The 14793-nt window shown below is 40.2% G+C and carries 14 protein-coding genes; 10 read left to right on the top strand and 4 right to left on the bottom strand.

What is annotated here, in order from left to right; genetic code table 11:
- The first annotated feature begins 246 nt into the window (after positions 1-246).
- Positions 247-2844 carry a phosphoenolpyruvate synthase gene (gene ppsA / locus OWN49_RS00505; protein ID WP_077722369.1) on the top strand — a complete coding sequence of 866 codons (2598 nt, stop codon included), beginning with the start codon at positions 247-249 and terminating at the stop codon, positions 2842-2844.
- 553 nt (positions 2845-3397) lie between these two features.
- On the opposite strand, the gene OWN49_RS00500 is transcribed toward ppsA, so the two are convergent.
- A complete protein-coding gene (locus tag OWN49_RS00500; protein WP_003154037.1) occupies positions 3398-3496 on the bottom strand; it encodes a YjcZ family sporulation protein in 99 nt (32 codons plus the stop codon).
- 813 nt (positions 3497-4309) lie between these two features.
- Here OWN49_RS00500 and OWN49_RS00495 point away from each other — a divergent pair.
- Entirely contained in the window at positions 4310-4495 is a 186-nt protein-coding gene (locus OWN49_RS00495) for a hypothetical protein (protein ID WP_003154035.1), read from the top strand.
- A gap of 244 nt (positions 4496-4739) precedes the next feature.
- Here OWN49_RS00495 and adhP read toward each other — a convergent pair whose 3' ends face one another.
- Positions 4740-5756 (bottom strand): alcohol dehydrogenase AdhP, encoded by a 1017-nt coding sequence (adhP, locus tag OWN49_RS00490; RefSeq protein WP_176283340.1) that lies wholly within the window; start codon positions 5754-5756, stop codon positions 4740-4742.
- A gap of 600 nt (positions 5757-6356) precedes the next feature.
- Between adhP and OWN49_RS00485 the strand changes: the two genes are divergently transcribed.
- The 8 genes from OWN49_RS00485 to OWN49_RS00450 all read left to right on the top strand — a co-directional run bounded on the left by OWN49_RS00485 (position 6357) and on the right by OWN49_RS00450 (position 12930).
- Positions 6357-6821: a hypothetical protein gene (locus OWN49_RS00485; RefSeq protein WP_015388192.1), complete on the top strand. Its 465-nt coding sequence runs from the start codon at positions 6357-6359 to the stop codon at positions 6819-6821.
- Between the two features lie 32 nt (positions 6822-6853).
- Positions 6854-7492: an HIRAN domain-containing protein gene (locus OWN49_RS00480; RefSeq protein WP_015388191.1), complete on the top strand. Its 639-nt coding sequence runs from the start codon at positions 6854-6856 to the stop codon at positions 7490-7492.
- A gap of 51 nt (positions 7493-7543) precedes the next feature.
- A complete protein-coding gene (locus OWN49_RS00475) occupies positions 7544-7957 on the top strand; it encodes a UPF0715 family protein (protein ID WP_077722374.1) in 414 nt (137 codons plus the stop codon).
- A 35-nt stretch (positions 7958-7992) separates the two neighbouring features.
- Positions 7993-8754: a GNAT family N-acetyltransferase gene (locus OWN49_RS00470; RefSeq protein ID WP_077722375.1), complete on the top strand. Its 762-nt coding sequence runs from the start codon at positions 7993-7995 to the stop codon at positions 8752-8754.
- Between the two features lie 217 nt (positions 8755-8971).
- Positions 8972-9514 (top strand): GNAT family N-acetyltransferase, encoded by a 543-nt coding sequence (locus OWN49_RS00465; RefSeq protein ID WP_077722376.1) that lies wholly within the window; start codon positions 8972-8974, stop codon positions 9512-9514.
- Between the two features lie 650 nt (positions 9515-10164).
- The gene (locus tag OWN49_RS00460; protein ID WP_176283341.1) at positions 10165-10797 is read left to right on the top strand and encodes a DUF3885 domain-containing protein; all 633 of its coding nucleotides are present in this window, start codon (positions 10165-10167) and stop codon (positions 10795-10797) included.
- Between the two features lie 225 nt (positions 10798-11022).
- Positions 11023-12096 (top strand): LLM class flavin-dependent oxidoreductase, encoded by a 1074-nt coding sequence (locus OWN49_RS00455; protein ID WP_060386963.1) that lies wholly within the window; start codon positions 11023-11025, stop codon positions 12094-12096.
- A gap of 213 nt (positions 12097-12309) precedes the next feature.
- On the top strand, positions 12310-12930 hold the full coding sequence (locus OWN49_RS00450; protein ID WP_003154023.1) for a lytic polysaccharide monooxygenase auxiliary activity family 9 protein: 621 nt from the start codon (positions 12310-12312) through the stop codon (positions 12928-12930).
- A 164-nt stretch (positions 12931-13094) separates the two neighbouring features.
- Here the strand turns inward: OWN49_RS00450 and OWN49_RS00445 are convergent, their stop codons facing one another.
- Complete coding sequence (locus OWN49_RS00445; protein WP_003154022.1) at positions 13095-13193, bottom strand: YjcZ family sporulation protein; 99 nt, start codon at positions 13191-13193, stop codon at positions 13095-13097.
- A 788-nt stretch (positions 13194-13981) separates the two neighbouring features.
- Positions 13982-14518, bottom strand: coding sequence for a hypothetical protein (locus tag OWN49_RS00440; protein WP_017417867.1), 537 nt, complete (start codon positions 14516-14518; stop codon positions 13982-13984).
- Positions 14519-14793: the final 275 nt, after the last annotated feature.

Raw genomic sequence — 14793 nt, 5'->3', positions numbered from 1 at the left:
AATCCGTGGAGATAGCCTTTCTGCAATGGATTCGCAGGTATTACTCAACTTCAGGAGTTCCTTAGAAAATGAAGAAAGAACCTCGCCAAATTGGCCAGGTTCTTTTTATATTGCACAAAAACAGACACGGTGATATAATCAGAACACGCGCGCTTTCTGTGTGAAAAGTCATAGTTATCCATCTTATATTATGATTATATCATGCTGAAAAGCTCTTGTCAAATTTTTTTGAAGGGGAGATATAGAATGAGTTCTTTGGTTCTCGGCATTCACGAAATTGAAAAAACACAGCCTTTGCTCATTGGAGGAAAAGGGTTACATTTAGGGGAATTATCAAAAATTCAAGGAATACAAGTACCGGAAGGATTTTGTGTCACAACCGCAGGATATCGAAAAGCCATTGAACAAAACGAAACGTTACAAGCGCTGTTGGGTCAACTGACCATGCTGAAAGCGGAGAATCGGGATCAAATTGGTGAAGTCAGCAAAAAAATCCGGCAAACCATTATGGAAGCAGAAATTCCTTCAGATGTAGTCAAAGCAGTTGCTTGCTATCTCTCCCGATTTGGCGAAAAACATGCCTATGCCGTACGTTCCAGTGCGACAGCTGAGGATTTACCGCATGCCTCTTTCGCCGGTCAACAAGACACCTATTTAAATATTACCGGCGTCGATGCGATCTTGCAGCATATCAGTAAATGTTGGGCGTCCCTATTTACGGATCGCGCGGTCATTTACCGTATGCAAAATGGATTTGATCACAGCCAAGTTTATTTATCCGTTATCATCCAAAGGATGGTGTTCCCTCAGGCTTCGGGGATTTTATTTACCGCTGATCCGATGACCGGAAACCGAAAGCTGCTATCCATTGATGCCGGTTTTGGACTTGGTGAAGCACTGGTCTCCGGCTTAGTCTCTGCCGATTGTTATAAAGTACAGGACGGGCAAATCGTCGATAAGAGAATAGAAACTAAAAAATTGGCTATCTATGGACGAAAAGAAGGCGGAACGGAAACACGGGAGATTGATCTTGATCAGCAAAAGATTCAAACACTGACTGATGAACAAATTTTACAGCTGGCACGTATCGGGAGACAGATCGAAGCTCATTTCGGCCAGCCGCAAGATATCGAATGGTGTTTGGACCGCGATACTTTTTATATTGTCCAAAGTCGTCCGATCACAACGTTATACCCCGTTCCTGAAGCGAACGATCAAGAAAATCACGTCTATATCTCTGTCGGTCATCAGCAAATGATGACGGATCCCATAAAACCCCTTGGATTGTCTTTTTTTCTGTTGACGACTGCTGCACCCATGCGTAAAGCCGGCGGAAGGCTATTCGTTGATGTCACACATCAACTGGCATCCCCTAATGTCAGAGAAGTTTTCTTAAAAGGCATGGGGCAGCACGATCCGCTCTTAAAAGACGCACTTATGACCATAATAGAGCGGCATGATTTCATTAAGCCGATACATGATAAAACGGCGCCGATTCCCGGCAAAGGCAATGCAGATATGCCGGATCAAGCTGAAAACGATCCGGCAATTGTTTCTGATTTGATTAAGAGCAGTCAGGCATCGATAGAAGAGCTAAAACAAAACATCCAGACGAAATCAGGATCTGATTTATTTCGTTTTATTTTGGAAGATATCCAGGAATTAAAGAATATTTTATTTAATCCAAAAAGTTCGGTATTGATTCGAACTGCAATGGATGCTTCATCATGGATTAACGAAAAAATGAACGAGTGGTTAGGTGAAAAAAACGCAGCAGATACGCTTTCTCAATCTGTACCTCATAATATTACTTCAGAAATGGGGCTTGTGCTATTGGACGTCGCCGATGTGATCCGTCCTTATCCAGAAGTAATTGCCTATTTAGAGAATGTAAAAGATGATCACTTTTTGGATGGGCTGGTGAAGTTTGAAGGCGGGCGGGAAACCCATGACGCTATCTATGCTTATCTCAACAAGTACGGAATGCGATGTGCCGGAGAAATTGATATCACAAGAACTCGATGGAGCGAAAAACCAATTGCACTTGTCCCTATGATTCTTAATAATCTCAAAAACTTTGAGTCAAATGCCAGCCAGCGGAAATTTGAGCAAGGGCGGCAGGAGGCGTTGAAGAAAGAACAAGAGTTATTAGACCGATTGAAGCAATTACCGGACGGTGAACAAAAAGCCAGAGAAACTAAACGAATGATCCAAATCATCCGGAACTTCAGCGGGTTCAGAGAATATCCAAAATATGGCATGATCAGCCGCTACTTCGTTTATAAACAGGCTTTACTGAAAGAAGCCGAACAACTCGCAAAAGCGGGGGTTATTCATGAAAAAGAAGACATATACTATCTCACTTTTGAAGAACTTCAGGAAGTCGTACGCACAAATAAATTGGATTACCAAATCATCAGCACACGAAAAGGCGAGTACAAAGTATATGAAAAACTATCTCCGCCGCGTGTTATCACGTCTGACGGTGAAATCGTTACAGGCGAGTACAAACGAGAAAATCTCCCGGCCGGAGCGATTGCAGGGCTGCCCGTTTCCTCGGGAGTCATAGAGGGCCGGGCACGGGTTATTTTAAACATGGAAGATGCCGATTTGGAAGATGGAGATATATTAGTTACCTCCTATACTGATCCCAGCTGGACACCATTGTTTGTATCCATAAAAGGCCTGGTCACTGAAGTTGGCGGACTGATGACCCATGGAGCGGTTATCGCGCGTGAATACGGCTTACCTGCAGTTGTTGGAGTTGAAAATGCAACCCAATTGATAAAAGATGGGCAGCGAATCCGCGTTCATGGAACAGAAGGCTCTATTGAAATATTATAATAGCGGGTGTGTGCAGCACGTCACCAGCTATTTCCCGCATTTTAACTGACAAAGACCGAACAAAAAGAAAAGCCGGAACCTCTTAGAAGAGGAATCCGGTTTTTTTATGTGAAAATGACTTAATGTGTGAACACCGTATTTTGTGGGCGGACCCTTTTTAAATGAGTGTGGAAGGCCGCTAAGATACCAAACAAAAAAGATTCAGTGACTAAATCTAACGAATGACAATTTTATAAAGGTGAGTAATATCCTTTTTAAGTTCACAACATCTGTAATCCTGATGAATTAAAAACCGCCTTAGTTTTTTAACAACTATTTAGGGGTTTTGTTCATGAACAAGTCTTTATTCCGAATTGGATTGTTCGCTTTATTCTTCATAGCGGCAATATTGGCGCAGGCAGGGGAGGAAACTCTCCCGCTTACCAGAGTAAAAATAAAAAATGTTTATCTTAGATAGATTTTTTAAAAAGTAAAAACGCCATAAAACTTCTTATGGCGTCTGTCCGAACTAAGGGATGCAATGTTTGGGAGACGAATATAAATCGTCAATGTGCTAGAAAAGGAATGCAGCACCTACAATGATTAACAAAATGAACAGCACAACGATCAATACGAAAGAACTTCCACCGTAATTTCCACCGTAGTTCCCCATATTATTGCCACCTCCTGTTGTTAGGATAGTACATAATATGCCGGATGATAAATTTCGACATAGATTTAAGTCTAAATAAGAAAAAATGGATATTAAGTCTAAAATGAAGAGCTTCTAAAAATATGAAATAATGGGAAGTTAACTGAAAGAGAGAAATGGATGGGACGGTTTGCTGTTTAAAGAGGAGGGATATGGCACAACATGCCATAAAACTGTGTATGAAAGTGGTGAGCCATGAAGTTGCTTCATCATGCAGAGCCACATACGAAGAGGTACAGGGAAATCATAGTTAACGAAAATATTCATCATTTCCCGGGCAAGCGCAGTATACGACAAATCAAAACAAATCACAAAGGGACGCAAGGTACGATACAAGGAGGCTGCTTGAGGGTTTGTGATGCCGATAAAGTTTCCGTTTCAAAACGGTCATATGTTTATTCGACACTTTACCTTTATTCCTGCAGAATGATTGTAAAAGAAAGTCCCGCAAAACTGCCGACTTTCCTAACGGAATTTAGATCTCAACAGATCTAAAGAAACCATCGACACTATCACCGGTGCCGCTATCATATTTCAGGATGTATTCTCCTTTTTGGTTAACGCTGAATTCTTGAATGAACGTTTTCCCCGCATTTAATGTCGTAGAGGATATAAGGAAGAAGCTGCCTGATTGAGTGAGGTATAACGATGACCGGGGCGGCTGCGGATCAACTGAAACGAAGTATATTCCCAAGCAAGGAGTATTTCTTTAACCTGAAACTTTTATAAAGCTTTAACGTATTACTTTATAAAGGTAAATAAGGAGGCTTCTGAATGGGATTAAAAAATTTCTTTAATACTGAGTTAAAATGCTCTATCTGCGGAAAAACATTAAAATCAGGGGATGAGATAACAGCTTATCTTACACTTCCAAGTGAGAAGAAAATGCCTGTGGGGAGAATGGACAAAGTGTTAAGCAAACACTCTGATAAGGTCTGCTGTAAAAAGTGCAGTGAGTAGGTTTTTAGTGTTATGAGGAACCTCTGGTGGGTTTCCTCATAACAGCTACGCTTCGGCAATGAATGACCTTGCTTTATATTGGTATCAGGGTTAGTTCAGGCAGTACTTGCAAAATGAATAACCGCCGAATGGTCTGTAAAGTTTCTTTTCTGAACTAAATGACAAAGTCTTATTCAGTCTGGGTTGGGCGCTGAGCAAGAATAGAGATTAAAGGCTGCCGTATCATTCCCGGCAGCCTTAATGATTAGGAAGTAAAATCGATAACCATGCGGCCGGTCACTTTACCTTGCTCCATTTCTTCAAAAATATCATTCACATCTTCGATCGGGCGTTTTGTCACTTTAGGTACAACTTTACCGTCCGCAGCAAATTGAAAAGCTTCCTTCAGGTCTTCTCTGGTACCTACTAATGAACCTACTACCTGAATTCCATCTAACACGAGACGGGGAATATCTAAATCCATTTTGTCCACCGGTAAACCGACTGCGACTACACGGGCTCCTGCTTTTACAACATCAATCGCTTGATTGAAAGGGGTTTTAGAGACAGCCGTGATGACCACAGCATCAAGCCCTAAATCGTTAGTCACTTCTTTTACCTTAGCGACGGGGTCTTCGTTTAAACTGTTTACAACCGCATCAGCGCCTAAGCTCTTAGCAAAATTCAATTTTTCATCACTAATGTCGAAAGCAATCACTTTAGCGTTAAAGACGTTTTTTGCATATTGAACAGCCAAGTTGCCTAAACCGCCGACTCCAAATACACCGATCCATTGACCTGGTTTAATTTCACTGACTTTAACCGCTTTATAAGTTGTTACACCTGCACAAGTAATGCTGCTTGCTGCTGCAGGATCTAAATTTTCCGGCACCTTTATTGCATAATCAACCGCTACGATTGCTTCTTCAGCCATTGCGCCGTCAACTGTATAGCCGGCATTTTTTACATCCCGGCACAAGGTTTCCCGGCCAGTTAAGCAATATTCACAGCAGCCGCAGCTTTCAAACATCCAGGCAATAGAGACGCGGTCACCTTTTTTCAGGCTTGTTACGCCTTCACCAATCTCAGTCACAATGCCTATTCCCTCATGACCTAAAGTGACGCCAGTAACATCCCCGAAATCAGCATTTTTAACATGCAAGTCAGTATGACATACACCGCAGTATTCCATCTTAACTTTGGCTTCACCATGTCGCAAAGGACGTAATTCTTTTTGTACGATCGCTATACTTTTGTCTTTTGTTGCTACTACAGCTTTCAAATCATACACCCCTTTCAAATATTAGCAGAAAATTTTTACTTATCTTACAATTTAGCATACTGCTCTTATTTTGAAAACCCTTACATTTTTGCGGGCAAGTGCCTCTACAAAAATTGAGGGAGCTATGAAGGGAGGATTCTACGGATGATTTGTCATCCGAATGGTGTTTAAATGGGGGTTTGTCTCCAAATGCACAGAATGCTTTGCTTTTGTGGTCATAATCTTTCTATAGATATTTGACTTGCACTGCAGAGAATTACACTGGCAGGATATGATTTTACCTTTAGTGAAAAGAATTTCACGGGTAATCATTTGAACTTGAGCTCGGCTGATAAGGTGAATGGTGATGCAAACAGAAATCATTACTTATTGATTACAAAAGAAGCAGGCTGCGGAGACGTGTGGATTTCACGGATTCGAACACGATGAGCCGGATGCAGATTGGTGAGCGATACACAGTCAAGGTATTTCCTTGACCTTTTTTATGGGTATACTGATAATTAAAAGTAATCATAGTATACTAAAGTTACAATAAAAGTAACGAAATACAAATTTTAAGGAGTTGCATAAAATCATTCTTTTAAAGAGAAGGGGATCAGGTTGGATCAGTTAATAAATCCTACGAAACATTCTTTTTATTTTAGGCTAAGTAAACATGACTGTTATAAAGTTAGAACAGGAAAGTGCTCCTTAGATTTAACTGATAAGGAATTTAATGCTTTAGAAGGCGAAGAGCATGAATATGCATTAAAATGCAGAAGATTGGCTGCGCACTACATAAAACCGGACATGCATAAAAAACATTCAGGAATATATGCAAGCGTAAATGCTTGCGGTCATATTTCGTTTAGTGATGGTCAGCACAGGATGTGTATCTGCAAAAGGTCAGGTGTCGATAAATTACTTATTCATTTATCAAACAACGGAGATTATATATGTCATATATGCCAGGACAAAAACAAAAAATTAACAGTTAAAGAAAAATTGAAGCAAAGGTTTTTTAAAAAGGATTCGAATAAACTTGCAAGAGAAAATGATTTTATTGATGATGAGTTTTTTGATTAAACCAATCTTTTATTTCAAATGGAGGGGTACATTTGGGTATACTCAACTTTTTCAAGAACAAAGTTAAAAATGAACAAAATGAGAATAAAAATAATAATATGAACACTGTTGGCGTTAATAACGAAACAGAGATGGTATCGAAAAAAGAAAATTTCCCAATCTTGATTCAAGAGACAGGCTTCTCAAGGAAATATGAAGAAAAGTCTGCATTTTTCGAGTATATAGACTTTAAGGTTGCAGGAACATCACACTATCAAAAAGATATTAAGAAAGCCATCAAGACTGAGGATGAAGACAGCTTTTTCTTCGATGAAAAATATGATGGTATGACAAATAAAGAGATTCTAGAATCAACTTTTGATGAGCCGATATTTATTTATCATAATTCCCTTTTCTCAAATTGTGAATTGCGGTTAGAAGAGAACAACAAGTACGATCCGGAAGCTATAGCTGTCTATGTAAATGATTGCAAAGTAGGACATGTTCCTCGAAAGAATTTTCAAGAAGGCAAGAAATACATTTACGATCAGTTAAAGAGTGGTATAAGGCACCCGATATCAGCAAGTTTGTATGGGGGGAAATATAAAGTTAACCGCGATGATACAAAGATTGAAACAGGAGAAACAGATTATAAAATTGAATGTCAAATAGTGATTAAAACAGACAAATAGACAATAAAACTACGATATTGTAAGTGCGAAGTAAATGAACGGGGCGGTGACTTGAAGCTGAATTCAACAAGATTAAAGAGCTATACCTACACATTGGCTTTTTCAAGTTTGTCGTATGGTTTGATTTTCGGGCTATATATGTTTGTATACTCGGGTTTTGTGCCAATTGCATTAGTTACTGTAGTTATCATTGCTTTTTACGCATTGATTACTTACTTTTTGTTTGCTGTTCCTGTGCAACTATGGCTAAGAAAGAAGCCTAAAAAGTTTAGTTTGGTTCATCTTTTCATTTATACCGCAGTCGCTTTTTTAGCTGTGTTCTTGTTCTGGCACATAGGTAATCCGTCAATTGATTTCACGGTTTTCAGAAGTTTCATTTATTACATAAAGAGCATTGCTGCTGCGTTCATATATTGGTTCTGGGACTCTATATTTCTGAGAAATTACAATGTTCACCGGAAGTAAAGCTGATGTTCCCAAAAGAAAGCGGGTGAGGAAAAATGGAATACATTGAGTTGACTAGGGACAATATTGATGACAATCATATTTGCTGTGCGTTAGGTACGAAACAATATGAGGATGCGGTAAATGAAAAGAAGAGCTGGCTCAAAGATCGGATGAGTGATGGCTTGGTGTTCTACCGCCTAAACGAACGGGCCAAAGTTTTTATTGAATATTTACCTGCAGAAGAAGCGTGGGTCCCGGTAAGTGTACCTAATTTTATGTTTATTAATTGCCTTTGGGTCTCAGGTAAATATAAGAATAACGGACATGCGAAACACTTGTTAGAAAAATGTGTGTCAGATGCAAAATCCCGCGGTATGGATGGGATAGTTCATATAGTGGGGAAGAAAAAACTCCCTTATTTAAGTGATAAGCATTTCTTCGAGCATATGGGATTTGCTGTGCAAGATGAAGCAGAACCCTATTTTCAGTTGGTGTCACTGACGTGGAAGGAACATGCACATCCTCCTGTATTTAAAAAACAGGTGAAAAGTAATTCCGTTAATGATGAGGGAATCATAATATTTTATACAGCTCAATGCCCATTTGCAGTCGGAGTGTTAAAGGATTTAAAGGAACTGACTGAAAAGAAAGGGCTTCATTTTCAGGCCCTGAGAATAACGTCAAAAGATATGGCGCAAAAATCCCCGGCAGTTTGGACGACTTTCAGCGTGTTTTATAATGGGACATTTCTCACTCATGAGATGATGAGCGTAAATAAGTTTGAAAAAATACTGAATAAGCTTTTAATGGCTTAACTTTGTTTTATTACTATTGCTCGTTTCTATATTCGATACTGAGGGTTTTTCAGGAAAATTGTTCAGTACTTTACATTGCGGGCGGCAAATGAATGATTATTGTTTTTGATAAAGATGATAACACCCATCATTATAGTAAAAATAGATTGTGATAAGTTCTTCAACAAACGAAGAAGTTCTTTTCAAAGGTCGATAACAATGAAACAGGAGACTGCAAATGCAAAAAATTGAAACCCATCGCTTAATTTTAAGAAATTTTACCGAGAAAGATGCGCAAGGTCTGTTGGAATATTCGGCACATCCGAGAGTGAATTGCTTTCTTGATGACAGAATATCTACGTTAGAAGAAGCTGCCGTAAACGTTCAAAAAAGAAGCCGAGATGACTCTTATATTGCAGTTTGTTTAAAAGACAGTAATGATCTAGTCGGAGAACTATTTTATTTAAAAGAAGAGCCAGATACCTATTCCGTTTGTTGGAATTTTAATGCCCGTTTTGAAGGGATGGGATACGCAAGTGAAAGTGCGAAGGCTTTCTTTGAGTATCTCTTTATGCAAAAAGAAGCAAGAAGGCTTTATGCATATGTTGAAGATGATAACTGCAGGTCACAAAAACTATGTGAGAGATTAGGAATGCGTAAAGAAGGTTATTTTCTTGAATTTATTTCATTTACTGCACACGAGGATGGAACACCTAAATATGAAAACACATACCAATACGCATTGCTAAAGAAAGAATGGTTAAAACAAAAACATAGTTAATAGAATTTGTGGGGAAATAACCTCTCCTTTACTGAAAAAACCCTGCTGAAAGCAGGTTTTTTTGTATTTAGGTTACCTAGTAACGATCAAAAAGATTCAGCTTGAAGGTTGGGAAAAACATGAAAATCATTATAGCAATGTTGTAAAATTATAGAGAGGAGATTGTGATGGACATTTTGCAGTTTAGCGACAGAAGGTGCAGGAAGTAATTCGAATCAGCAATGTTCAATTCATTTTGATGCATTTAAAGAAGCGCTTGAGAATGGAAAAGTGGTTGATACTCAAAATGTGAAAAGCAGTTCAGAGTCAAGACCTATTTTACGGTGAGACCGGAAATATTCTCTTCATCTTCTGATGCTGTTCAAAGCTGACACCTCTTGATGCTTATGTATAAGAAAATAATACCATTGAAATATATGTAACATCAATGAATAAGGTTGGAAACGGAGGGTTCAAAGTTGGTGCGATCTTGTGTAAAAGAAAGGATCAGGATGAATGTGACCAGCATCCACCCTGACCAATGGGGTTCACAGTGTTCTATTTCATTGTATTCCAATCGGAATAATATTACAAGGGTAAAAAAAGAAATAATCGGAATGTTTTCGGCTTCTTCTGTCCCTGGAGCGGGAAACGGAAAGTGAGATGTTTGAATGAAAATAAATGATTATCTGAAGGAAAGGTTTCCGACTTTAAAATTAGTGCCCGGCATTTATCATCAATGGGACGTGGGAATTCATTTTTCTCTCGGCGGCAATATGTATCAATTTAATGAAAGCGGTGTTTTGAATCTTGAGTATTTTCAGCTTGTTCATCATCAAACCGCCGCACTTTTCAATGAGCTGTTTGAACATAGAGATGACATGTTCCTTGTTGCCAACGTATATAAGCACAAAACTCAAGGTAATCACGCGAGAAAATTAAAGGTTTATCAGCCGTTTCTGAAGTGTAAGGATGATTTATATCGGATCCAGTTGAAGACCTGCCCCTGTCCGTTTGAAGAAGATGATGCAGAAGAATATGAAATGCAGCAGTTTTCTTTATTATGTAAACGGAAAGATCTGCGTATTCCTCAATTACTTAAGGCAGCCGTCCACGAAGATTTTCCGCTGAAGCCAAGGTTCGGGGGCTGTTCCGTTGGGTATCCCGATGTTTTCTTTGTGAATATGACAAAAGATATTATTTTCTTTCTGTATGATGACAGAGGGTGTGAAGTCATCGCTCTTGATGCCGGAAGAATACGAAAGCTTTATGATCAATATCACGATTGGATTGAATTGGACTGAAAATGAACACATGAATTCGAATCCGCTTGTGCCGGCTTTGTTCTTGCCTAGTCCGGCTGCATGAGTATAATGGGCAGAATTGAAGGGCGCCGGAAACTTTTTTTCCTCTTATACCGGCCTTCTGCATGTTAAGCTTCTGTATTTATTTTGAATGAATTCCTATTTATAAAACGGCTGAATAGAATAACATAAAAGCTTTTTTACACAGTGCAGGAGGAGAGAAATGTGAGGGCTGAACACCGTGATTGTATGGAAATTGGAATTTATTCATTTGCAGAATTATATCCCGATCCTCTGACAGGGAAAACAGTCAGCGCAAAGCAGCGGATAGATGAATTGATGAAGCTGGCGAAACTGGCTGACGACGCAGGGCTTGATGTATTCGGTGTAGGCGAGCATCATCGTCTTGATTATGCGGTATCTTCGCCGCCGGCCATCTTATCAGCGATTTCACAGATCACTGAAAATATTAAGCTGACCAGTGCCACGACTGTATTATCCACCGCAGATCCCGTCCGTTTATTTGAGGATTTTGCAACGCTTGATCTGATTTCAGACGGCCGGGCGGAAATCATTGCGGGACGGGGCGCATTTTTAGACTCGTTTCCTCTCTTCGGTTATGACGTAGGCCATTATAAAGAACTGTTTGAAGAACACATTAACCTTTTTTTAAAACTAAATTCCGGGGAAGAATCGGTTACCTGGAAAGGACGTTACCGGCCGCCGCTGCGCGAGGCAGAAATTTCTCCTCGGCCTTTTCGCGGAAGCATTCCGCTATGGTTAGGTGTTTCGGGGACTCCGGAAAGCGCAGAACGAGCCGGGCGTGCAGGTGCGGGTTTGGCATTAGCTGTACTGAGCGGTGATCCGATGTCATCTAAGCCGCTTGTTGACAAATACCGAGAAGCGGCTTTTAAAGCCGGTCATCCTCCGGAAAATGTGAAGGTTGCCGTAACCGGACATATGTTCATTTCAAAAACGAATGAACAGGCAATACAAGAATTTTACCCGTATCATTCAAATTACTGGTCTCACGTTCATTCATATCACGGGATCGATGAGCCTTTAACGAAGGAAGATTTTGAGCGGGCGTCCGGAAAAGAAACAGCTTTATTTGTGGGAAGTTCACAGCAGATCATTGAAAAAATCATGCATCAATATGAGTTGTTCGGGCATCAGCGATTTCTCGCGCAAATCGATATAGGAGGTATGCCGTTTAAAAAAGCCGCGGAAAACATCGAACGATTAGCAGCGGAAGTAGCACCGGTTATCCGAAAAGAAACCGGCAAATCCAGCGAATGAAGTTCTGAGCAAAAGGGGCGGGCCGGTTTTTGGCAATCGCGGATTCGACAACAGAATCGGCCCGGCTTTTTCTTTATGATTATAAAAAACAAAGGGGAAAGCGCGAACCTCATTGCTTTTTCCTATCAAGAAAAGGAAGGTCATTTCATCCTCTATCGTGAAGTGTATATACTGAAAGGTTTTTATTAACAAAAGAGGGAGGATGATGCAGTAATGAAGGGTTTAGTCAAAGCTGCAGTTTTAACTGTTACTCTTGGAATTGGAGGCGCTTTCTATTCAAGTGATGCATCTGCGCACGGGTATATAAAAGAGCCCGTCAGCAGAGCGTACATGGGAGCTTTAGAGAAACAAACATTGGGCTGGACGGCCGCTGCGCAGAAATATGGCTCCGTCATTGATAATCCTCAGTCTGTAGAAGGGCCGAAAGGATTTCCGGCTGCAGGTCCGCCGGATGGAAGAATTGCGTCTGCAAATGGGGGATCGGGACAAATTGACTTCGGTTTAGACAAGCAGACTGCAGATTATTGGGTAAAACAAAACATCCGCGGCGGTTTTAACACCTTCACTTGGTACTACACGGCTCCTCATGCGACATCAAAGTGGCACTATTATATCACCAAGAAAAACTGGAATCCGAATAAACCTTTGTCAAGAGATGAATTTGAATTAATCGGAACGGTAAACCACGACGGTTCCAAGGCAGATACGAATCTGACTCATAAGATTTTTGTGCCGACTGATCGAAGCGGGTATCATGTCATTTTGGGGGTATGGGACGTTGCGGATACTTCCAATGCCTTCTATAACGTCATCGATGTAAATCTTACACAATAATCTATGAATTACTGATCGGCTGCATGTTGATTCATCGGCCGATCTTTTTAGTTTTAATGTGTGAATGAAAAGGGGAAAAACAGCAGAGCGCCATAAACATTTCATTTATGGCGCCGTACGATCATGGAGGTGCTGCTGACATGGATGCGGAGGTAAGAGGATTCTTAATAACCGCCGAGGAAAGAAGCCCCAACGATGATTAATAAAATGAATAGCACCACGATTAACGCAAAGGAGCTACCATAACCACCTGAGAATCCCATATAATCTCACCTCCTAAAGAGGATTAATACATACTATGCCGAAATGAAAAGTTTGATAGGGATGCTAGTTTACTTTTTGAAAAAAGGTTATTTAGTCTATATTTCCTCCACATGGCCATCCGTTAAAATGAGTGTAAGCAGGAATCGTACTGCTTCCTGTAATAGAAATGGATAGGCTCATATATTGAGCAGTTGCGAAGAGGATGCGCAGTTGGCTTGTTTTTTTAAAAATGAAAATGTAACACACGCTATTAGGATTGGACCCTTTTGATTCAACGGAACAGGCTGAAGAAATGATTGGTTGGTTTCAAGAGCAGTAGCATGAAAAAAGTGGATGTGATGAGGAATAGAGAAAAAAGATGCGAAAGGCATAATCGGAACCATGTATCAAAACGGACTGCCTGGTGATATACGCGTATACTCCATTCCGAATGGGAACGTAACGATCTAAACAGAAGAACTTCAAGTGTTCTGCGGTAAATAAAAAAAGCCGATGAAGGCTTAAAATTGATTAGACGCTGTAAAGCATTCTTTTTGCTGCGCTTTCTGCAGACGGAGTTTGATTGTAAGAAACGATTCCGATCATCACTAACAAGATAATGAAAACCAATATGCTCCACAACACTATTTTTAAAGACTTTGACATGGCATACCCTCACTTTGAAAGACTTTACCGGGGCTGCGATCGGAGCCCGCACTTCAAGTATAGTCGTTATAACGGTGAAAAATGTACAGTATCCCGTTATCAAAATAAAAACTTGCGGGCGCTGCCGCAAGTTTTCTCTGTATTAAGGTCTGTGGAATTCAATATGCTGATTATCACGATCGAACCATCCTCTGAATGCCCAATTGATCCAGCCCCCGTCTCCTTTGTTATCAAAGGAACCGTCTTCGAAGACCCAGATTCCGTAAGTAATGCCGTCATAAACGGCTGATCCGTAAAATTGAACGCCGTTAAAGCGGTCTTCATATTCTTGATTTAAATTGAACACCATGACGTTGTACTTCTGTCCTGATGCGTAAAATGTTGTTTCCATGACATTTTTTACCCAGCCGGTTCGGTTTTGATCTGACTTAACCGCTTCAGCAATGCGATCTGAAATTCCGAGAACATCTACGTTTACGTTCAGCCCGGCATCAACACCTGCTGCTTTTACGTTTTGGCCTGCTGTTTGGGGTAATTTACTTTCTAACGGATTTGCAACGGGTGAAACGTGAGGCGCGTTTGCGTGTTCAGACTGACTGGCTGCTGAGGCACTGGCTGTGAAAGGAATTGTTAGAGATAAAGCTAAGCATGATCCGACTATTGTTCTGGCGATTTTCATGTCTATGACCTCCTGAGGAAATTTTTAAAAATTGTTGCAAATTCATGGTATCGCAGAGAAATTGACCAAGCAAAGAGTAGATTTTCTCAAAAGTCATGTCGTTCTATTTGTGTTGTTTTCTGTAAATGAAATACTTTTCATTAGGCGAAAAGGGAAGAAAATAATAGAGTCTTTTTATGTATTGTGATAAGATGACCGGATTTTGGGTGAAAAAAGCCCGGAGAAACGCCATAATAAGAAAAACACCCGGGGTTTACCGGGTGTAAAAAGTGTTG

It is taken from the genome of Bacillus sp. NEAU-242-2 (genome assembly GCF_027853835.1).
GTDB lineage: Bacteria > Bacillota > Bacilli > Bacillales > Bacillaceae > Bacillus > Bacillus velezensis.
The sequence above is the reverse complement of the archived record's forward strand: the minus strand, read 5'-3'. Positions and strand labels throughout refer to the sequence as shown.

What these genes read in the sequence shown, in the direction of transcription:
- OWN49_RS00445 (WP_003154022.1), bottom strand. Translation starts at nt 13,193, where the DNA reads ATGGGATTCTCAGGTGGTTATGGTAGCTCCTTTGCGTTAATCGTGGTG.
- OWN49_RS00460 (WP_176283341.1), top strand. Translation starts at nt 10,165, where the DNA reads ATGAAAATAAATGATTATCTGAAGGAAAGGTTTCCGACTTTAAAATTA.
- OWN49_RS00470 (WP_077722375.1), top strand. Translation starts at nt 7,993, where the DNA reads ATGGAATACATTGAGTTGACTAGGGACAATATTGATGACAATCATATT.
- OWN49_RS00495 (WP_003154035.1), top strand. Translation starts at nt 4,310, where the DNA reads ATGGGATTAAAAAATTTCTTTAATACTGAGTTAAAATGCTCTATCTGC.
- OWN49_RS00500 (WP_003154037.1), bottom strand. Translation starts at nt 3,496, where the DNA reads ATGGGGAACTACGGTGGAAATTACGGTGGAAGTTCTTTCGTATTGATC.
- ppsA (WP_077722369.1), top strand. Translation starts at nt 247, where the DNA reads ATGAGTTCTTTGGTTCTCGGCATTCACGAAATTGAAAAAACACAGCCT.
- OWN49_RS00440 (WP_017417867.1), bottom strand. Translation starts at nt 14,518, where the DNA reads ATGAAAATCGCCAGAACAATAGTCGGATCATGCTTAGCTTTATCTCTA.
- OWN49_RS00450 (WP_003154023.1), top strand. Translation starts at nt 12,310, where the DNA reads ATGAAGGGTTTAGTCAAAGCTGCAGTTTTAACTGTTACTCTTGGAATT.
- OWN49_RS00465 (WP_077722376.1), top strand. Translation starts at nt 8,972, where the DNA reads ATGCAAAAAATTGAAACCCATCGCTTAATTTTAAGAAATTTTACCGAG.